General features: G+C 34.3%; 20 protein-coding genes. 7 read left to right on the top strand and 13 right to left on the bottom strand.

What is annotated here, in order from left to right; translation table 11 throughout:
* Nucleotides 1–218 precede the first annotated feature (218 nt).
* A complete protein-coding gene (locus ACX6U0_RS09570; RefSeq protein WP_464959724.1) occupies nt 219–1178 on the bottom strand; it encodes a nucleotidyltransferase family protein in 960 nt (319 codons plus the stop codon).
* Between the two features lie 207 nt (nt 1179–1385).
* Here ACX6U0_RS09570 and ACX6U0_RS09565 point away from each other — a divergent pair, with 207 nt between their 5' ends.
* Nucleotides 1386–1763, top strand: a complete 378-nt coding sequence (locus ACX6U0_RS09565; protein ID WP_464959723.1) for a hypothetical protein — start codon at nt 1386–1388, stop codon at nt 1761–1763.
* Between the two features lie 217 nt (nt 1764–1980).
* Here ACX6U0_RS09565 and sstT read toward each other — a convergent pair whose 3' ends face one another.
* From sstT to ACX6U0_RS09550, 3 genes are all read right to left on the bottom strand, one after another.
* Complete coding sequence (gene sstT, locus ACX6U0_RS09560) at nt 1981–3219, bottom strand: serine/threonine transporter SstT (protein WP_464959722.1); 1239 nt, start codon at nt 3217–3219, stop codon at nt 1981–1983.
* A gap of 400 nt (nt 3220–3619) precedes the next feature.
* On the bottom strand, nt 3620–4303 hold the full coding sequence (locus ACX6U0_RS09555; protein ID WP_464959968.1) for a YwaF family protein: 684 nt from the start codon (nt 4301–4303) through the stop codon (nt 3620–3622).
* Between the two features lie 204 nt (nt 4304–4507).
* A complete protein-coding gene (locus tag ACX6U0_RS09550; RefSeq protein WP_464959721.1) occupies nt 4508–5092 on the bottom strand; it encodes a vWA domain-containing protein in 585 nt (194 codons plus the stop codon).
* A gap of 100 nt (nt 5093–5192) precedes the next feature.
* Here ACX6U0_RS09550 and ACX6U0_RS09545 point away from each other — a divergent pair, with 100 nt between their 5' ends.
* On the top strand, nt 5193–5699 hold the full coding sequence (locus ACX6U0_RS09545) for a hypothetical protein (RefSeq protein WP_464959967.1): 507 nt from the start codon (nt 5193–5195) through the stop codon (nt 5697–5699).
* A gap of 45 nt (nt 5700–5744) precedes the next feature.
* Here ACX6U0_RS09545 and ACX6U0_RS09540 read toward each other — a convergent pair whose 3' ends face one another.
* The 3 genes from ACX6U0_RS09540 to ACX6U0_RS09530 all read right to left on the bottom strand — a co-directional run bounded on the left by ACX6U0_RS09540 (nt 5745) and on the right by ACX6U0_RS09530 (nt 8891).
* On the bottom strand, nt 5745–6392 hold the full coding sequence (locus ACX6U0_RS09540; protein WP_464959720.1) for a glucosaminidase domain-containing protein: 648 nt from the start codon (nt 6390–6392) through the stop codon (nt 5745–5747).
* A gap of 190 nt (nt 6393–6582) precedes the next feature.
* Nucleotides 6583–7884, bottom strand: coding sequence for a cell division protein FtsZ (gene ftsZ / locus ACX6U0_RS09535; RefSeq protein WP_464959719.1), 1302 nt, complete (start codon nt 7882–7884; stop codon nt 6583–6585).
* A 500-nt stretch (nt 7885–8384) separates the two neighbouring features.
* A complete protein-coding gene (locus ACX6U0_RS09530) occupies nt 8385–8891 on the bottom strand; it encodes a protease inhibitor I9 family protein (protein WP_464959718.1) in 507 nt (168 codons plus the stop codon).
* A gap of 357 nt (nt 8892–9248) precedes the next feature.
* Here ACX6U0_RS09530 and ACX6U0_RS09525 point away from each other — a divergent pair, with 357 nt between their 5' ends.
* Both ACX6U0_RS09525 and ACX6U0_RS09520 read left to right on the top strand, forming a co-directional pair.
* Nucleotides 9249–9965, top strand: coding sequence for a 3-ketoacyl-ACP reductase (locus tag ACX6U0_RS09525; RefSeq protein WP_464959717.1), 717 nt, complete (start codon nt 9249–9251; stop codon nt 9963–9965).
* 157 nt (nt 9966–10122) lie between these two features.
* The gene (locus ACX6U0_RS09520) at nt 10123–10323 is read left to right on the top strand and encodes a cold-shock protein (RefSeq protein ID WP_464959716.1); all 201 of its coding nucleotides are present in this window, start codon (nt 10123–10125) and stop codon (nt 10321–10323) included.
* 66 nt (nt 10324–10389) lie between these two features.
* Here ACX6U0_RS09520 and ACX6U0_RS09515 read toward each other — a convergent pair whose 3' ends face one another.
* Entirely contained in the window at nt 10390–12405 is a 2016-nt protein-coding gene (locus ACX6U0_RS09515) for an extracellular catalytic domain type 1 short-chain-length polyhydroxyalkanoate depolymerase (protein WP_464959715.1), read from the bottom strand.
* Between the two features lie 369 nt (nt 12406–12774).
* Here ACX6U0_RS09515 and ACX6U0_RS09510 point away from each other — a divergent pair, with 369 nt between their 5' ends.
* Together ACX6U0_RS09510 and ACX6U0_RS09505 are read left to right on the top strand one after the other, a co-directional pair.
* The gene (locus ACX6U0_RS09510) at nt 12775–14118 is read left to right on the top strand and encodes a D-serine ammonia-lyase (RefSeq protein WP_464959714.1); all 1344 of its coding nucleotides are present in this window, start codon (nt 12775–12777) and stop codon (nt 14116–14118) included.
* Between the two features lie 108 nt (nt 14119–14226).
* On the top strand, nt 14227–14805 hold the full coding sequence (locus tag ACX6U0_RS09505) for a hypothetical protein (RefSeq protein ID WP_464959713.1): 579 nt from the start codon (nt 14227–14229) through the stop codon (nt 14803–14805).
* Between the two features lie 46 nt (nt 14806–14851).
* Here the strand turns inward: ACX6U0_RS09505 and ACX6U0_RS09500 are convergent, their stop codons facing one another.
* Nucleotides 14852–15031 (bottom strand): hypothetical protein, encoded by a 180-nt coding sequence (locus tag ACX6U0_RS09500; RefSeq protein ID WP_464959712.1) that lies wholly within the window; start codon nt 15029–15031, stop codon nt 14852–14854.
* Between the two features lie 253 nt (nt 15032–15284).
* On the opposite strand from ACX6U0_RS09500, the gene ACX6U0_RS09495 reads away from it, so the two are divergent.
* Nucleotides 15285–16679: a PQQ-dependent sugar dehydrogenase gene (locus ACX6U0_RS09495; protein WP_464959966.1), complete on the top strand. Its 1395-nt coding sequence runs from the start codon at nt 15285–15287 to the stop codon at nt 16677–16679.
* A gap of 127 nt (nt 16680–16806) precedes the next feature.
* Here ACX6U0_RS09495 and ACX6U0_RS09490 read toward each other — a convergent pair whose 3' ends face one another.
* From ACX6U0_RS09490 to ACX6U0_RS09475, 4 genes are all read right to left on the bottom strand, one after another.
* Nucleotides 16807–17370, bottom strand: coding sequence for a hypothetical protein (locus ACX6U0_RS09490; protein ID WP_464959711.1), 564 nt, complete (start codon nt 17368–17370; stop codon nt 16807–16809).
* A 297-nt stretch (nt 17371–17667) separates the two neighbouring features.
* On the bottom strand, nt 17668–18042 hold the full coding sequence (locus ACX6U0_RS09485) for a spore coat protein (RefSeq protein ID WP_464959710.1): 375 nt from the start codon (nt 18040–18042) through the stop codon (nt 17668–17670).
* A gap of 198 nt (nt 18043–18240) precedes the next feature.
* Nucleotides 18241–18990: a Dph6-related ATP pyrophosphatase gene (locus ACX6U0_RS09480; RefSeq protein ID WP_464959709.1), complete on the bottom strand. Its 750-nt coding sequence runs from the start codon at nt 18988–18990 to the stop codon at nt 18241–18243.
* A 164-nt stretch (nt 18991–19154) separates the two neighbouring features.
* On the bottom strand, nt 19155–19442 hold the full coding sequence (locus ACX6U0_RS09475; protein WP_464959708.1) for a DUF3784 domain-containing protein: 288 nt from the start codon (nt 19440–19442) through the stop codon (nt 19155–19157).
* Nucleotides 19443–19513 lie beyond the last annotated feature (71 nt).

Below are 19513 nucleotides of genomic sequence, written 5' to 3'. Positions count from 1 at the left end.
TGTTTATATTCTTTGATGATGTACAACGTTTCTAATTATATAAGATTATTTATTTTCAGTAAATTAGTAAATTTTAATATAATTATTATTTATTACTAATACTCTTTCATAATATTTTAGATAAAAAATATCCTACCGGACTAGATCCAGTAGGACATAAATTTTATTAGATTCAGTTCAATTAGGATCAATTATTCCATTAAATTAAAACGCATGATTTACTTATCATCACAAGGCATTGTTTTCGGATTCAACTGACTCTCAATCGATCGATAATTATATAAATTACTAAGATCCGTAACCATTTGAGTCTCTTCCAATTTTTTTAGCTTTTCTTCCAAAGATCCTTTTTCATCTGCACTTAGTTTCCCTTCCTCAGATAAAACTGTAATCTCTTTAAGTAGCTCCTTAATTTGTTGATCGCGATTTTCTTTTTCTTGTTCTTGTTGATAGATACTCATTTTTGTATGAAGGATGGCATTTACTAATTCATCAGCACCACCGGAAATCCTATTTAAGATTAACAGCTGTTCATTTAATATTTTATTATCCAAATCATATGGATATCTTAACTGATGATCGATTTCGCTCCACCCTTCTTCGAAAATAGTTCTGACTTGAATTTCTGCAAGATAGTTCACTTTTGTCATTTGCGATTTGATGACATAGTGCCAAGACCTATAGCCTGCATCGTGAACTAAAAATTGAAAGTTTTCTTGGTCGATATATTGTTCATTTGTGAGATCACCAAGACGATGATAGATTGTCGCTTTTTCATGTAAATTCCAATTCATTCGAATCGTTTGATCGATGTCTGCAGCTTGATGCTTATATAAATGTAGTGCTCTTATACCAATTAAATCCCCTATTTCGGACTTATAATTTGATACATTTATTTCATATGTAGGGTCGCTTTTTTTACCTTTAATGGTTTTTCTTATAATCTTTTCGATCAGATGTTCAGGATATTTTATTCTTGATTTCACTGTATGAATTTGAGGATTTTTCCGAAGTATTTCTGATATAAATGAAGCGACTGTTTCAAGATTCGGTATTTCAGCTAAGTAATCCTGATATATGTCAATATAGTTGGCCCAACCTAAAGCATACTGCTCAAATTCTTGTTCATCTATTTTATATTTTTCAAAGAATCTTTTTTGATTTTCAATTAAGTCCATACAATTTCTCCTTATAAAAACGATTACATTTATCCATATACTACCATATTTTCTATATAAGCATACTTCATCCATGATAACTTATCTAAAAATCCCTCCCAATTCTATTAAAAATATGAAAAATTCAGCTACAATCTATCAATCTGTCTAATCCAAACTAAAAATATTGAATATTTATAGTATGAAGAGAAAGGGGGAATGATCCTTTTGGCAAAAAAGATTGAGGTAAATGTTGAATTCCACTTTCATATTGGAGACAATATTGAACAAAGAGCTGAAGGTGGCGGCCAGATTCTAAGAAATGTTGGGGCAAATGCTAACCAAGGAGGCCAAATAGCGGTCGATCATAGCTCAACTGCAAATAATCGTTCACAGTTTGCAGATGGCAATGGTAGAAGTGGTATTGCTGGTAGAAACAATGATGAATTAGGTGGTCAGCAAGGTATTAAGGTCCGAGATAGTAGAATCAGAGACAGCGTATTAGAATCTACTGAACAGCATAACGAAGGTGCTGAAACTCTGGAAGAGGCAGTTGAGCAATTTAGATTACCAAGATTGTCCAGACTTAATAGAAACCAAAGCTAAGAGATTTGTATTTAATTCTAAGGTCATATACTTTTTAACATCTAATATGAATACCTTACATGGGACAGATTAACATGGTACAGTTCATCGTATCATGTTAATCTATGAGTCCCTCAAATTTTAAAGATACATATCATTTCTTCTTTCGTGTACCGTACAGATTGCAAATAAAAAAGCACCCTCTATCACCAGACAGAGGGCACCTTATTATTCTTTTTTATGCTATTTTATTGACCGTAACTTTTTTTCCTTCCTTCATCTGCATCCTATATTCAGCAGTTGCAGTGAACAGTACATCTGTTGATGAATTAAGAGCAGTTTCGAAAGAATCTTGTAAAACACCTATGATAAAGCCTACACCAACTACCTGCATGGCAACATCAGTTGGAATTCCAAATAGGCTACATGCCAGAGGAATCAACAATAAAGATCCTCCAGCAACTCCTGAAGCTCCACAAGCACAAACAGCTGACAGAACACTTAGGATGATTGCTGTAGGGATGTCTACATGAATCCCAAGAGTGTGAACCGCTGCAAGGGTTAACACAGAAATTGTAACTGCTGCACCAGCCATATTAATGGTTGCACCTAGTGGAATTGATACAGAATATGTATCTTTATCTAAATCTAGTTTTTCACATAATCTCATATTTACTGGTATGTTTGCAGCAGAACTACGAGTAAAGAATGCTGTAATACCGCTTTCCTTTAAGCATCTAAATACTAGTGGGTATGGATTCTGCTTGATCGCAATAAATACGATAATTGGATTAACAACAAGAGCCACTAGAAGCATACAACCAATCAAAATGATCAGTAATTTTCCATAACTTAGCAAAGACTCGATTCCGTTTGTTGTAATAGACTCGATCACTAATCCCATAATTCCTAATGGCGCAAGCTTAATTACCCATGTAACCATTTGAGAAACTGCATCTGAAAAATTAGATATCATTGTTTTTGTCGTATCGGAGGCATTCTTTAATGTCAAACCAAGAAGTATAGCCCAAGCTAGAATACCAATATAGTTCGCATTAAAAATAGCTTTTACCGGGTTATCAACGATGTTCAACAGTAAGCCTTTAAGGACCTCTGTCACACCACCAGGAGCCGTTACTTCCTCAACTCCCTTTGTAAGTGTCAAACCTACAGGGAACATAAAACTTACAATTACTGCAATTAGACCGGCTAAAAAAGTTCCTAAAAGATATAGAATAATAACAGATTTCATATTTGTTTGTTGACCACTCTTATGCTGCGCGATGGCTGACATAACTAAGAACAGTACCAAAACAGGTGCAATAGCTTTTAGTGCTCCTACAAATAAAGAGCCTAAAATGGTAACAGGTTTTGCTACCTCTGGAATTGTAATAGCCAAGATAATACCAATAATCAAACCTATAGCTATTTGTTTTACCAGACTAATTTGATTCCACTTTTTCATCAGATTTGTCATTGAAGCTCTCCCCCTTGTGAAAATACTAACTGATCCTACTAGTTTCTCTCTCTGTAAAACTTTTCATTATTTCAATTAATCTATTAATTTAGATTAAAAGTATTATAATGATTTTTTAATTATTTTACAATAGACTAAAAAACTTACATTCCTGTAAACACATATTCATGTGTCTACCTTTTTTCCCACGTTATCCCAATACTTAAACGGTTCATCATTAAAATTCCTCAATCGTTCAAGTTCAGTTTTATTCTCTAAATATATTTTTTATGTAATAAATACTGGAAGTGATGGTTGGGACACTTTATCTAACTTCTCGATATAAGACAAATAAGAGTACTAGATATAAACCTAGTACCCTTCTTTATGTTCTATTTTATACTTTATGACCCAAAATGAATCATCCATTTTCTCTTTTCATATTTTCTTTTCTTAGTAACATTCCCATTGGAATATAAGTGATAATAAAAACAAAAATAGCGATGATTTCGAGATTAATATAGTACATGATGTCACTACCTAAAAATGATAAGATTGTTTTTGAATCGGTTGGGCTTGCTAAATAGAAAAAGTTTGTATCAAGCTGTTGATTCAAGAAAAAAACTGGTATGGCAATTATGTTCACACTTATATAACTATATAAAATGGCTTTCTTAGGAACTCTGTAGCCTTCAAATAGGATAAAATACAGAACGGACAATGGAATTGCTGAATGATGTAGGAAATATTTCAAGAATCGAAAATGAGGAAAATGGAAACCAATCTCAGGTGTAACCATACTTAAAATAGGAGGAAAAATACCAATAAAGAATAACAAGTTAAACACTTTATCACTCTTTTTGAGGAATAAGAACAGTGCTAAAAAGGTACTAAGAGAACAAAGCTGGATTGGAAGATCACTCGCGTCCCATTGATTTGTTACTATTAACCATAGATGCAAGGAAACCTCACAAAGAAGCAGCGTACTAAAAAGCACCCATTTAATTGTTTTTTGGTACGGCTTAAGTTTATTTCTGTAATAAATTAAAGTAAAAAAAGTTAGTAAGAATAAAATGAGGGTAACAATATGGGACAAAGAAAACATTTCGAAATCACGCATTTCTGTAACAGAAAACATGATGTCTCACCTCTTAATATAAAATGAAGTGCTGTTTACTATCCATTGTATTCCATCATCAATGAACTAAGACGCTAGCAGACTAGTACGAATGAAAAATATTACATAAAAAAGAGAGCTAAGATTCGAGATCTCAACTCTCATATTCTCCTCAATATATCTAGCTTTAAATCATTTCAGCCTTTTCTCAGAAACTGCCTCACAAATGACATTGTACATAGACTCAACCCCTGCTTCAGAAGCTTCAAAATGATAGGCATTTTCCTTCGTAATTCCAATACTTTCTGCTTCTTTTGCGGCATCAATGTTTGCTCCCATGAAAATAAATTCCCAATTGTATTTTTCTTGTTGGTGTTTAATCAGTTCTTGTACTTTTCTATTCTTAAATTCGCTACTCGCATTTTCCATTCCATCGGTCGTAATGACAAAGATTACTTTTCCTGGTCTTTCTTCTTCAATTGTTTTCGTCAATCTGTAACCTACATCTAGAATCGTCTTTCCTACAGCGTCCAATAATGCTGTTGACCCTCTAACGAAATACTCATCTTCAGTTAACTTTGTATTGTTAGCTTGAACTCCATTCCATAAAATCTCATATTGATCATCAAAAAGCACCGCTGTCAGAAAAGTTTCCCCTTCCAGCTTACATTGTTTTTCAATAAATGCGTTAAATCCTCCAATTGTATCACTTTCAAGTCCAGCCATGGATCCACTTCTGTCTAGTAAAAAAATGATTTCTGTTTTATTATGATTCATTCTCATCATCCTCCTGTTTCTTGATGTTATAATAGTAACGAAATTCATTGATGAATTGGTCGCCTGCGAAGCGACATTTCTAGGAGGGTAATTGATTCAAATGTTGACTAAAAAGATACTAAAAGAATTACAGGAGTATATTGATAGCCATTTAAATCCCAACTCATCTCATGTTTTAGAAGAATACCAATATAGTCTCCAAGAAGAACGTATCGATCTTCACTCTATGGAATTAGAAGATTTTATAAAAAATAAACGTAAACCATCACTTAGCGAGTTGTTATTTCAGTTTATTGACCAAAAAAATACGAGCGATCCAGTGATATATAAAAAGGCTGGGATTGATCGAAAACACTTTTCAAAAATACGCTCCAATCCAAACTATCTTCCAAAGAAAAATACCATTATCGCTCTTGCCTTAGCGCTTGAACTAAATGAACATGAATTTGAAGAACTATTAAGTACTGCCGGTTATTCATTATCAGATAGTGATACGAGTGATTTAGTCATCCAGTTCTGTTTAGAGAGAAAAATATATGACATTGATATAGTCAATCAAGCTTTGGTATACTTCAGTTTAAAGCCGTTGAATGCAATGATTAAGTAAATGAGAAAAGCCCTATTCGATTAAAAGAATAGGGTCTTACTTTAGCTATTTCATTTTCTCCCATGTATCTTTACCAACTATTCCATCCTCTACCAAGCCCTTTTCTTTTTGAAAAGCTTTAACCGCAGTAAATGTGTTTACTCCAAAAATCCCATCAACTTTTACACCCAGTAAACGTTGGATTTGTTCAACATATTCCCCTCTAGAACCAAACTTCAATAATGGACAAGACATAATATCATATCGGGTTAAATCATTTAATTCAATAATTTTTATCAGCTTACTAGCATAATTTGGATCAGTTGCATAACCAGCTTCTTGAATGAATTGGGCTACCCGTTTATAATCCTTTTCTCCAATTACCTTTTTATATTTATTTCGATCCCAGCTAACCCCATCTTGATATAACTTAGCTAAATCCAAAAGTGAATCATACCAAGAAGGATATTTTCTAAATGCTGTTTCAATGAAATATCTTACTTTTTTAGCGTTGTATTCAGCAGTTCTCATAGTGACGGACTTACCCAAATAAGAACCCTTTACACCAAACAAATTCTTCCCATTTATAGCTAGTCTACTTTTCCCCCAATTTGATTCAAGAATGGCTTGCGCCAGAATGATAGAAGCTAAAATATTAAATTCTTTTTGAATACGCTTTGCATGTGGCAGAATTTCATCAATAAAAGAAATCATTCATTTTCTCCTCCTAACTGTTATTTCATCATGTAAATAAGTTAGTTTGGAGGAATCTCTTGAATGTATTGTGACTTTTCCTTGAATTAAATTCATTAAGTGATTTATTCTGACTAGAGCTCCGAACATAGTAAACTAATACAATACAAAAAAACTGATTTCCAAAATAGAAATCAGCTTTTTGATTCAATCATTGTTGTCTTTTTCGTTTACGTAAGAACGCTGGGATATATGAAGATTCTTCTGGTTGTTCTATGTAACGATCATATTCTTGTACCTGCTCGCTACGAGTGATTCGTTGTGGTCTTTCATATTCTTGTACACGTTCATTACGGTTTGGTTGTTCATATTGATATCTGTCATATTCTTGTACTCGTTCGTTTCGGTTGATTGGTTCGTATTCATAACGATCATATTCTTGTACTTGAACCCTTTCACTTCGGTTGATCGGTTCATATTGTGTACGTTGTTCTCTTTGATATGATCTGGTCACTTCCTCAACCCTAGGCTGTGGAGCAGTTTTGATTGGTGCATCCTTTTGCTCTGTGAATCCAGTGGCAATGACAGTTACGATGATTTCATCTTTTAAGTTTTCATCAATAACCGAACCAAAAATCATATTTAATTCCTCATGGGAAGCAGATGCAACGATATCAGCTGCTTCTTGTACTTCAAACAGACTTAAATTGTGACCGCCAGTTATGTTCATGATGACACCATGAGCTCCATTGATCGATGTTTCCAGTAATGGGCTATTTAGTGCTTTCTTAGCCGCTTCAACCGCGCGACCATCACCTTTTGCAATACCAATACCCATTAAAGCTGTTCCTTTATGTGACATGACTGTTTTCACGTCAGCAAAATCCAGATTGATTAACCCTGGTACAGCAATTAGATCTGAAATCCCTTGAACCCCTTGGCGAAGTACATTATCTGCTTCACGGAACGCTTCAAGCATTGGTGTCTTTTTATCTACTAGCTCTAATAAGCGATCGTTTGGAATAATGATTAGCGTGTCCACCGCATCTCTAAGTGCTTTAATTCCACCCTCAGCGTTTGTTGCACGCTTCTTGCCTTCAAATTTAAACGGACGTGTGACAACCCCGATTGTCAGCGCACCAAGATTACGAGCAATTTTCGCGATTGCTGGAGCTGCACCAGTGCCTGTCCCACCGCCCATTCCAGCCGTTACGAATACCATATCTGCGCCTGCTAATACTTCTTCAATTTGATCTTTACTTTCTTCTACTGCACGTTTTCCAATTTCCGGATTTGCACCTGCTCCTAACCCTCTAGTAAGTGATGCTCCGATTTGCATTGTAATCCCAGCTTTTGATTGTTTAAGCGCTTGGGCATCTGTATTAAAGGCAATAAATTCTACGCCCTCAACTCCATCTTCAATCATTCGATTCACGGCATTGTTTCCCCCACCGCCAACTCCAATGACCTTAATTTTCGCTAGTTGTTCTATATTTGCATCAAATTCAAACATGATTATTCCTCCTTGTCTTTCAAATCCCATTGGTTTACGCTGACCAAAGTTTGACCGAAGAACCCCTCATATGTATCGAACCTTTTATCTTTTTATATGTATTTTTGTAGAATAGGAGACTGACATATCGCTAACTTTTGATGATCTAATTTACAAAACGTTTAAGTACATCAAATAAATAAGAGAATGGCTTAAAAAAGCTCATGTAGATTCCGCTACTAGGAGTTCATTCGAAGTTACGAAGCAAGCTCCCTACTCTAGTAAGTACTCCTCCCTTATTATAAAGTTATTTTAAAGTGTTTAGTAGGATATTTGATATTTCATTTTGTGGTGTAATTGCACTAATTTCACGAGTATCATTACGTAAAGCAAATGAAACGATAATGTTTGATACAGAGTTTTAATAATTCATAAACCTTTTTAATACTCCCCTTTATTTGAGTAATATCGGTGAATATTTCTATACCAACAAGTTAAAAATCGATTTGCGTTTTTTACGTTTACATTTGATTAAACGGTGTGATTGGAGGCATTAGATGAACTTTTCTGTTTGGATAGATTTTTTCGATAACAGTTGATTGTAACAATCTTTTTATTTCCTTTGAAGGTAAATCCATTGATACACCATTAAGGGCAGTCGTATACGTATGCCTAATAGAATAAGGAATTTGATGATCATCAAGTAAAGTCTTCAGTTCTTTCTGAAATAATTTATGACTTTCCTCAACCTGTTTAGTTGCTTCTTCCAGTGATAACTGCTTCCCCTCGGCTTCAGCCTCCAAAACAGCTATTTTGGCTGGCTTTGTTTTGAATTCAATAATAATTGAAGTGAACTGATTACTAGAAAGGTCAATCGACGGATCTACATAGAAAGAAGTACTCATCGTATCTTTAACCACCTTCACTTGATTTATCAAATCTTTTTTAAAAAGAGTACGCTCATTCCAATTACAAAAGCTAGATAGAATTGATATAAATAAAATGCATTCTCTATAATATTTCTTCATATTTATGTCAACTCCTTTTAGCATATAGTGTTCATTTGAATGATTATTTTCTTCCTAATTTCTTGTACATGATAGTTCAAAACTCTCGCAACTAATTTCGACAAAATTATGACCTTAGTAGATACTTCAATGAATAAAAAAATTTGTACTTAAAAATAAATGGTTAAACCTACTTTTTTTATACAGTCTTACACTTATCATTAATTTACACTAAATTTTAAAAATTATTAGGTGCACTAATTGAAATGAAGATTGAATAAAAACTACTAACTTTTTAAAGCGCCAGTCATTCTATTCGTAATTACATTTTACTTTTGGTATGATTTAACAATATTTTTAAATTATAGGAGTGATGAAATGAATTCTTTAAATGGAAAAACTGCAATTATTACAGGAGCAGGTAGAGGAATTGGCCGAGCTACAGCAATCGCTTTAGCTAAAGAAGGTGTTCATTTAGGCTTGATTGGTTTAAATATGTCAAACCTTGAGAAGGTAGCTGAAGAACTTTCACAGTTTGAAGTTAATGTGTCCGCGGCTGTTGCAGATGTGACAGATCTTGAATCCGTTACACATGCTGTTGAACATATTAAATCAGATCTTGGTACGATTGATATTTTAATCAATAATGCAGGTATCGCTAAATTTGGTGGATTTCTTGAATTAACGCCTGAAGAATGGGAAAAAATCATCCAAGTTAACTTAATGGGTGTATATAATGTAACAAGAGCAGTACTTCCAGGTATGATTGAGCATAAAACTGGTGATATTATCAATATCGCTTCATCTGCTGGTCAAAAAGGTGCTCCGGTTACAAGTGCATACAGTGCTTCTAAATTCGCTGTTTTAGGTCTTACAGAATCACTTATGCTTGAAGTAAGAAAGCATAATATCCGTGTAACGGCTTTAACACCTAGTACGGTAGTAACAGATTTGGCAATAGATACAAATCTTGTTAAAGGGAATGAAGAAAGCGTTATGCACCCTGAAGATTTAGCTGACTTAATTGTTTCTAGTTTAAAACTTAATCGTAGAGTTTTTGTAAAAACAGCTGGGCTTTGGTCAACAAATCCATAAGCATCGATGACCATTGAATCATGAATTTTTCTATTCATTGATAGGTGAAGTTTAACCAATTATAGTGAAAGATTAAAGGCGATTTGCTTATCTTGACAATAACTGGTAATATTAAGTTATTAATTCGTGTGCCGAGCACACAAGGAGGCTTTTTTAAATGGAACATGGTAAAGTAAAATGGTTTAATGCAGAAAAAGGTTTTGGATTCATCGAGCGCGAAAACGGAGATGATGTATTCGTACATTTCTCAGCTATTCAAAGCGAAGGATTCAAATCATTAGACGAAGGCCAAGCTGTAACTTTCGAAGTTGAGCAAGGTCAACGTGGCCCACAAGCTACAAACGTTCAAAAAGCATAATTACCAAAAAATAGTCAGAACCTTTTAGGTTCTGACTTTGTTTTTCATGACAAATCATTTACCTCATCAATACTCTACAATTAGCAAAGGTGCAAAGTTACTATCTTCGCCACCGTAAATTTCTAACACATCAGATGCAAAATCTGCTGCAGCTGAACCCTTTAAACGAATTTGTGTTTTTCCTGTTTTATTAATATAAGCAAAAGCGCTAGTTGGTAATTCGACCTCAGTATAGCTGTTATCCGCTGAAGGAATAGATAGTGTTACAATATTTGTCCCTGAGGCTGCTGCATTGAAATCACTTTGTTCTATACTACTATTCACCCCGAACATGCCATTTTTAATATCTAGGCTTACATTGGTTACAGTTCCCGTTAATGATTTTCGGTAGATTCTTAATTTCACACTTTTAATTGTTGCAGTATCTGGGATGGCACTGGAATCAAATGACAGGATAGTGCGATATGTGTCAGTATTATACATTCCTTTGTCACCAATTTTATGAACTGTTGTGCTACTACCATCTGCAGCTAAACTACCAACAAAGCCATCATCAGCTGCGACTGATTTATATGAGCTAGCTGAGCTTGTTTGAATTGTGTAGTTTTCTGTTTTCACGCTCTCTTGGTTACCTGCTGTGTCTTTGCTAAAGTATTTTAAAGTCGAGCTTGAATGAATCACGATCGGGCTAGTATAGACACTAGAGCTTGTTGTTGGTGTACTTCCATCCGTTGTGTAATAAGTAGTTGCTGTTTCATTTGTTGTTAAAGTGACATTCACCGAATTAGTGTATGTTCCGCCTGCTGGTGCAGCAGTTGTGATTGGTGCTGTCGTATCAGGGCCAACATTAATTTGATACACCTCTGTTTTAATCGTTTCTTGATTACCTGCTGAGTCTTTACTAAAGAATTTTAATGTCGTGTTTGCGCTGATTGTAATTGGACTTGAATAAGTACTGGAGCTTGTCGTAGGAGTCGTTCCATCAGTTGTATAATAAGTCGTTGCAGTTTCGTTTGTAGTTAATGCAACATTGATTGCGTTTGTATAAGTCCCACCAGCTGGTGAGGCAGTTGTTGTTGGAGATGTCGTATCAATCACACCATTTTTCGGATGATTTTTAAAGAATTCCCAACTGATTTGAGATGCGTTTGGACCATTTGGATCTGTATATGAACCAGCTGTACTTCCACCAGACCATGCATGCCCCATACCATCGATCATGTATTTTTCCATGATCGAAACACCCGCTGCATCATTGTAAATAGATTTTGTGTAACTTCTTCCCCCTGCTACTGTACCAATAATCGTTTGATCAGCCGTATCATCTATATTATTATTGTCGACGCCATCAGATGCTCGATCATTTGTTTGTGCCCACTGAGTAATAACTTGATTCGCATTTACAGGATAAACGGTGTAATCTGATGTTCCATGAAAGACAACTACAGGGACAACCCTTTTATTACTTCCCATTGCACTAAATGCTGCATCACCTTGTTGACTCGGATTTGGACCACCGCTACTCATTGCTGTATAAGCATTTGTTACACTTGTAGCAGCTTTATACTCTAATCCAGCCCCAACACTAATAGCAGCAAATACATCAGGGTAAGTAGCTCCCATAATGACGCTCATCGCAGCACCCGCCGATAACCCTCCTACATAAACACGATCACTATCAATCGAGTAGTCTGTTTTCACTTGATTGACCATTCCTGCGATTAACGCTGGCTCCCCACTACCTCTTGACTGGTGAGCTGTCTCAAACCAATTCCAACATTTATTTGAATTAGCAGAAGAAGGTTGCTCTGGATAGATCACAATAAACTTCTCGGTCTCAGCAACATCGTTCATTCTCGTACCCGCTGCAAATTGATCAGGATCCTGAGTACAACCATGTAACATGACGACTAGTGGTACTTTCTGTCCTGCTTGATAAGAGCTAGGTATGTAAATTTTATAGTTTCTACTATTATATGTTTTTGAGGTAAAACTCCCTGCCGCAAAAGACTTCATCGGTAGAAATGACATGCATAGCATAAAGATCAGTCCCATCATCAAACATTTTTTTAGACTCTTCATTTACAATCCTCCAAATTCAAATAAAATATGAAACTAAAAGTATCAAGGAAAACGTTTTCAAAAAAAGAATCATCCACTCCTCCCTTTTGTTTACATGTAAAAACGATTACCATTTTCATTTGCAAATTCTATGCCATTCTATTAACTTAATAAGTAACATTACCAAAATGTTCCTATTCGTACTTGATTAACTTACAAAATTATTTATTTATAATTAAGAATATTCTAAATATAATACTTGTTACTATTCCATAAACTCGGAATAATCCAGAAATACGGACTCGAAATTCCGTCATTACGGAAAACGAAGCATTCAAAAGTTATTTTTTTTAAATGAAATCATACACAAATGTATCGGGGGAACAACTTATGAAAGAAACTGAAATTCAAGCATTAATAAACCAACATCCTTTACTGAACAATCTCATTTCTCTACAAGAAGTATTTTGGGTGAATCCGAATATTGAACCATTTCAAACAGCAATCAAAAACTCCCCTCTCACTCAAGAGGATGTAAAAGAAGCAGAAGATCGCTTACAAAGATTTGCGCCATATATAAAAAAAGCCTTTCCTGAAACAGAAAAGTCAGATGGAATCATCGAGTCTCCATTAGTAAAAATCCCTTCAATGAAAAACTCATTAGAACAAACATATGAACAACAGATTTTTGGTGAATTATACCTAAAGTGTGATAGCCACCTCCCTATTTCAGGTTCGATTAAAGCTAGAGGTGGCATTTATGAAGTACTCAAAACTGCTGAATCATTGGCCTTACAACATGGGTTATTATCAATTGATGATGATTATTCAATTTTACATAGTGAAAAATTCCGACAGTTCTTTTCACAATTTTCAATTGCAGTAGGATCAACTGGAAATCTTGGACTTAGTATTGGCATCATTAGTGCCCAATTAGGGTTTAAAGTGACAGTTCATATGTCAGCCGATGCGAAGCAATGGAAAAAAGATTTACTTAGGAGTAAACATGTTGAAGTCATAGAATATGAGGCAGATTATAGCAAAGCCGTTGAGGAAGGTAGATTGCAGGCAGCAAATGATCCAACATGTCATTTTATTGATGATGAAAATTCTCACGATCTATTTTTAGGATATGCTGTAGCAGCTTCGCGATTAAAAAAGCAATTAGAAGCGTTACAAATAAAAGTTGATCAAGACCATCCCTTATTTGTTTACCTTCCATGTGGCGTCGGTGGTGGTCCTGGTGGAGTCGCATTTGGATTAAAATTATTGTTCCAAGATAATGTACACTGTTTCTTTGCTGAACCAACTCATTCACCATGTATGCTACTTGGTTTAATGACAGGCTTACATGATCAAATTTCGGTTCAGGATGTCGGCATCGATAATATTACTGCCGCCGATGGACTTGCTGTTGGCAGAGCTTCTGGATTTGTCGGACAAACAATCGAACCATTTTTAAGTGGGAATTACACAGTAAGTGATGAACAATTATATTTATTACTAAAAAAACTACTAGATACTGAAAAGATTTTTTTAGAACCTTCAGCCCTTGCAGGTATGATTGGGCCAGTTAAATTATGTAATGAAAAAACAGACTATATCCAAAAGCATCATTTAACGAAAAAAATGCAAAACGCTACCCATATCATTTGGGGAACTGGTGGCAGTATGGTACCAAAGGAAGAAATGGCGTTATATGTTCAAACGGGCTCAAAATTAGCAAGTCGTTAATCATTTCATGCTACTAGTTAGAAAAATCTTGTGTAAAACATTATGAAACCAATATCGCTCGTCAATACTCATAAGAAGAATATGAATATTGGTGGAGGTATAAACAATATGAACTGGTACAATGGAACTTATCTTTGTGGGCACCCAGGCAAAATAAAGCTAGATGATCAATTAGTCTTTAATGAATTTTATGTTGAAAAGATTTTTACGAAAAAATGTTACGATTGTAGAAATGCAGAATTTGAGAATTATAAACAGAAAAAGAATGAGTATTCAATGGAAATCTCAAATGAAATGGGATTACCTGCTTTAATTGGTAGTGAAAAACAAATAGCCTGGGCTACGACCTTACGCGTAGATTTTATTAAGCAATTGGAAGACGAAGAAAAAGAATTACTCTTATACAAGAATATTATGAGTACTGGAACATACAAAAACCAACCACGAATGGTTTCAAAAATAGCATTCTCAGAAAAATTAATTAAGGAATTAAAAGTATCTATCACATCAGAAAAAGAGGCAAAAACTTTTATTGATATGCGAGATAAACTTGGGAAAGGAATCGTTAATGGTATTCTTCATCATAATAATTTGTTCCAATGGATTTGGAAAAACGCAGTATCAGAGGACGTAACCGAATATGCACTCTCACTAGAGTTGTGTACAAGAGAAGACTTAACTTCATAACAAACTAAAAAGAGAAACCTATACACAGGTTTCTCTTTTTCAATCCTTATAGTTGATCCATTGTAACCGAAAACACATAACTTTGATAACGATCACAGCCTACGTAATTATAACGCTTTCCATCCTTTGCAAATGACCTGCCATCATCTTGAAACCCTAAATCATGCAAAACATCTAGAATTGAACCCTCTTCATAGTCTTTTCCTACCTCGAATTCGATACTCAAGTGCTCACCCTCTTTTATGTTTTTTAAATTTAGTTTGTATCAATTCGAAAACATCTATTCACTTTTTGATGAATGAATTTATTGAGCGCCTTCATAAAAATCCATCCTTGAATATAAATCTAGAAGACTTTTTGAACTATGTTCTTCCAACTTTATACTTTCACTACCTTGCCCAGAAACTTAATATGTACTAATAAAACCGCTCTTAACATATTTTTATAGAAGAAAAATTGATAAAGGAGGTGTATAGTTGGTGCAAAAAGTGAAGGTACGTTTACGTCCCCTTGTCAGTAAGATTAATTTACCGACTGTGTTGAAAACAACTATACTTCCAGGTGAATCGATTGAACGATTATTTATTGCAACCCAGGTTGGAGAAATCTTTTACATAGGAAACGGTGATGTTAGGACTTTTTTAGATATTCGCCCGCTAGTTTTAAAATTAGGTTCTGATGGTGGTTATGATGAACGCGGATTACTAGGACTAGCGTTTCATCCTAATTTTAATCATAACGGTCTGTTTTATCTTCATTACTCGGTAGCCGGAACTCAAGGTCCAGGTGCTCCTCATAAAACGTTTAAACCGAATCCATGTGACCCAAAAACTTTAAACCTAAAATGGGAGAATAGAGAAACTCAATATGATCATATTGATACAGTTGAGGAATGGGTTTTACAATCTAATGCCCAGCCTCAAAAAAGACGGACATTACTTAACTTAAGGAGACCATTTTCCAATCATAATGGCTTTAACAGTTTAAACTTTTCACCTGAAACAGGTAAACTTGTTTTAACAACTGGAGATGGTGGTTCAGGCTTTGATCCATTTAACTTAAGCCAGGACAATTTAGAAATCGCTGGTAAAATCATTGAAATTGATATAAATCAGAATACAAACATCAATACTCCACCAATCGTTACACGTTTTAATGAACTGCCCACAACAATTCAACAAACACTCTCGGTAATGGCCAAAGGGGTTCGCAATATATCAGGCATTTCATTTCAGAAGTATTATCATCAGTATATTAAATATGCGGGAAATGTCGGTCAGAATTTAGTTGAGTCTATTTTTTCATTTGTTCATTATAAACCAATTCCAGTTCCTCAGCTTATTCAAGCTTCCTCCATGAATTCCGAACTGAATGAAGATGGATTGATTAACTTTGGATGGCGAGGCTGGGAAGGTGCTTACCCTACTTCATTTATCAGTCCATGCCCAGATCATTCGAAATTGGATGAGAAAACAATTGCTTTTTACAATGAGTCAGTATCACTTTCAGGCAGTCGACTTCAGCCTTTAACTAGTTACTTTCATAAAGATTCAAGACCCGATAAATTTGAAGGAATTGCACTGACAGGTGTTCAGCCATATATGGGAAATGGAATTCCAGGTTTAACTGGAAGTGTTGTGTTTACAGATTTAGCCCAGAAATCTCATGGAGTCTTAGCTTATACAAAAGTAAGAGCTGATGATAAACAAAATGATTATAGTGTAATTCAAACCGAATATGATTTTGGATCCCAATCTTCATATTATGTGAGTTTGGGTACGAATCTGAATCAAACCAGTTTATATTTAGGAGTTTATGGCTCAATGAAAGTGACTGACTATCATCAAGGAACTATTTTTGAAATCGTTCAATAAATACTATAAATTGAAATAACCACGGGCTTCATTATGCTCCCGTGGTTTATTTATTTTATGTAAGAAATCGGTACTCCTTTATGCCGACCAAGATGGCTCGTTCCCAAAACGTAAGAGAATTAGAAGATCACTTATCAAAGAACAATTTTACTCTTCTAAAAATAATCAGAGCTAATTCAACCCACAGCCAGCTATAAAGTAAAGCAAATATAAAGATACTTCCAGTTGTAAAAATTGAAAAGGAATCTGTAACCCCCGGACCTAAAACTGGAAAGTGAAAAATATATAATAGACTCAATACGCCTAACAATAATAGAATTGCACCAGTTACAATTATACTAACTCTCTTCTTAAAAAAGTAAAAACCTGTACCTATCCCTAGTCCTAACAGCCCTGTTGTAAAAGGAAATACCATTAGTTCAGTCGGCTGAATAATACATAATAATAAAATGGTCAAAATATAGCACTTTACTCCAGATGAAACGGAAAACATCGAACACAATAGAATAGGTGCTGTAGCAAGCGGACTTAAAAGTAATCCAACCCCTGGTAAATACCCACCTGCGGCCTGAAAAATCGCTGCAATACAGGCAAAAATAGACACTAAAATGAATTTCATTGTACTTTTATGTTTATTGAATTTGATTTGAATGAATCGAACCTCTTTAGAAATATCTCTAAAAAAATACACATTTCCACCTCATTAAAAGTACCAATTTTGATATTCACTATTTATATGAGATGAGTCCAATAGAAATACTTTAAACATCAATATACCGTAGAGGAAAACGAAAATACCATCTTTTATGTCTCATTCACAAAAAAGATGGTATCAAAAAACAAAATTGAATCTAAATTAGGATAACTTTTGAAGTTCAGTGGCCACTAATAGCTTCAAAAAAAAAATATATATTCCTGCAAAAAATCATCTATCAAATCTGTATGGGCTTGGACATAAAAAATTTGTCCATTGCTTGTCCAAATTTTATTAGCCGATTTTTGCTACTAATTGTGCTAATAAATTAATTGCAGCTTGGATGACTACTTCAAGTTGCAGTTCTGTTTGTGTTACTACAATTCCATCTGAATTTTCAATTCTAACTGATTGAGCTTGTAATTGAAGATTTTCTAAAGATTGAGAAACTCTTTGTAATTGACTAACTCTAGGATCATCACCAAATAAAATAATCACAGCCTCAATTGCAGCATGTAGTGATGCTTGTACTAAAGCTAAACCTTGAGCTTCAGTTTGAGTAACTGCAATGTTGTGTGAATCGCGAATTACTAATCTTTGTAGTTCTGCTTGTGCGTTTTCAATTGAATGATCAGTTCTTTGTACGGAACGGATTGGTAAGAGCGCCATGTAAATCACCTCCTTAATATTTAATATAACTTATTCAAAATATTAAAAAGGAGATTGGACAAGTCTCCTAGTACAAATATGGAAATTTAATAGAATTAGCAAATCACACGATATATTGGTTGGTAATGTTCTTAATTCATCTGAGTACGTAATAGTTAAACTATTACATTAGTAGAAATGTTCCTACTTCATTTGATATTATACTTTTTCATCAAGAATCAAGTCAGTAAAACAGAATCTAGTTTCACCTGTATATACATCGGCTGTCAGCTTCATTTCTCCCACTAGATACTCTATTGGCCTATTAAAAATGGGACCATCAAAAACAAAAGAATGGTACTCACCATTTTCACCACAAGGGTCAACCCCATCAGGAAGTTCTTCAATAAATTGATCGTTTAATTCTTTACCTGAAAATTCTTCTGATAATCTTGTTAAATCCACACAAGTAATGATCGTTTTATAGCCTAGAGATAAAAATCGATTTAGTACACTTGTTGTATCTTCTCCCCACAAAGGAAAGATTGGATTGATTCCTAATGGCTTTAACATATCCTCACGATACTTACGTACATCCTCAAGAAATAAATCACCAAAAGCAATATGATGAATCCCTTGCTCCTTTAACTCCGTATTTACCTGAAGCATGATCTCTTGATACTTTTCATTAGAACAATTTTCTGGAATCCATATCTTACGCAAAGGAAGTCCAATAGACTGTGCCTGCGCCTCCAATAACTCAACCCTAACACCATGAATACTCGTACGATTAAAACCTTCTGTTACAGAAGCAATCAGCACAGCTACTTCATATTCATCTGAATGCAAAAGATCATGCAATGCCAATGTTGAATCTTTTCCACTAAATGATACGGCTACTTTTTTCTTAATGATGGTGAACTCCTCCTTTTTCTGCTTTTCTTTTTTGAGAAGACTTTTGCTGTTCAAATAATGTATTTGACTTTTTAGAAATAACCTTATAATCAATAAGTAATTAATTACTAATATTTTAATTATATCACTACAATTCTGTTAAACTGCCTGTTGGTAAAATTAAAAATAGACTACCTAAGTAGCCTATTTTTCTTTAAATAATGCATGAATTTATTGAATTAATCTAGTAATCTTCTATTTATAAATAAGTAAATTATTGTTAATAAAATCAACATTATGATAAGAAGAACCGTTACTTCATAAGGATAGTCGATAAAACTATTAATAATGATTAATAAGCTGAGTGGAAGAAAAAAACCTCCACCTACTACTTTAGCTAATAATGACTTATTTTTAATCATTTTCTCATTAAAACCAGCTAGCAACCAGGTTTGTTTTTTAATAGCGACCAAGTACGACACAAATAAAAGTGCTAAACCAATAATCAATAATGAGTAATCTATCAATTTATACACCTCCCTTACAACTTTTCCATAATATGTTAATTCCGTTCCCTTAAATGATATTCCTTCACAAA

Source organism: Gottfriedia sp. ABJ_BB2_2, assembly GCF_055484705.1.
Note: the sequence above shows the minus strand (reverse complement) of the source record. Positions and strands in the feature narration are given on the sequence as shown.

What these genes read in the sequence shown, in the direction of transcription:
- ACX6U0_RS09515 (WP_464959715.1), bottom strand. Translation starts at nt 12,405, where the DNA reads ATGAAGAGTCTAAAAAAATGTTTGATGATGGGACTGATCTTTATGCTA.
- ACX6U0_RS09550 (WP_464959721.1), bottom strand. Translation starts at nt 5,092, where the DNA reads ATGAATCATAATAAAACAGAAATCATTTTTTTACTAGACAGAAGTGGA.
- ACX6U0_RS09570 (WP_464959724.1), bottom strand. Translation starts at nt 1,178, where the DNA reads ATGGACTTAATTGAAAATCAAAAAAGATTCTTTGAAAAATATAAAATA.
- ftsZ (WP_464959719.1), bottom strand. Translation starts at nt 7,884, where the DNA reads ATGTTTGAATTTGATGCAAATATAGAACAACTAGCGAAAATTAAGGTC.
- ACX6U0_RS09505 (WP_464959713.1), top strand. Translation starts at nt 14,227, where the DNA reads ATGAACTGGTACAATGGAACTTATCTTTGTGGGCACCCAGGCAAAATA.
- ACX6U0_RS09545 (WP_464959967.1), top strand. Translation starts at nt 5,193, where the DNA reads ATGTTGACTAAAAAGATACTAAAAGAATTACAGGAGTATATTGATAGC.
- sstT (WP_464959722.1), bottom strand. Translation starts at nt 3,219, where the DNA reads ATGACAAATCTGATGAAAAAGTGGAATCAAATTAGTCTGGTAAAACAA.
- ACX6U0_RS09525 (WP_464959717.1), top strand. Translation starts at nt 9,249, where the DNA reads ATGAATTCTTTAAATGGAAAAACTGCAATTATTACAGGAGCAGGTAGA.
- ACX6U0_RS09555 (WP_464959968.1), bottom strand. Translation starts at nt 4,303, where the DNA reads ATGTTTTCTTTGTCCCATATTGTTACCCTCATTTTATTCTTACTAACT.
- ACX6U0_RS09540 (WP_464959720.1), bottom strand. Translation starts at nt 6,392, where the DNA reads ATGATTTCTTTTATTGATGAAATTCTGCCACATGCAAAGCGTATTCAA.
- ACX6U0_RS09510 (WP_464959714.1), top strand. Translation starts at nt 12,775, where the DNA reads ATGAAAGAAACTGAAATTCAAGCATTAATAAACCAACATCCTTTACTG.
- ACX6U0_RS09530 (WP_464959718.1), bottom strand. Translation starts at nt 8,891, where the DNA reads ATGAAGAAATATTATAGAGAATGCATTTTATTTATATCAATTCTATCT.
- ACX6U0_RS09520 (WP_464959716.1), top strand. Translation starts at nt 10,123, where the DNA reads ATGGAACATGGTAAAGTAAAATGGTTTAATGCAGAAAAAGGTTTTGGA.
- ACX6U0_RS09485 (WP_464959710.1), bottom strand. Translation starts at nt 18,042, where the DNA reads ATGGCGCTCTTACCAATCCGTTCCGTACAAAGAACTGATCATTCAATT.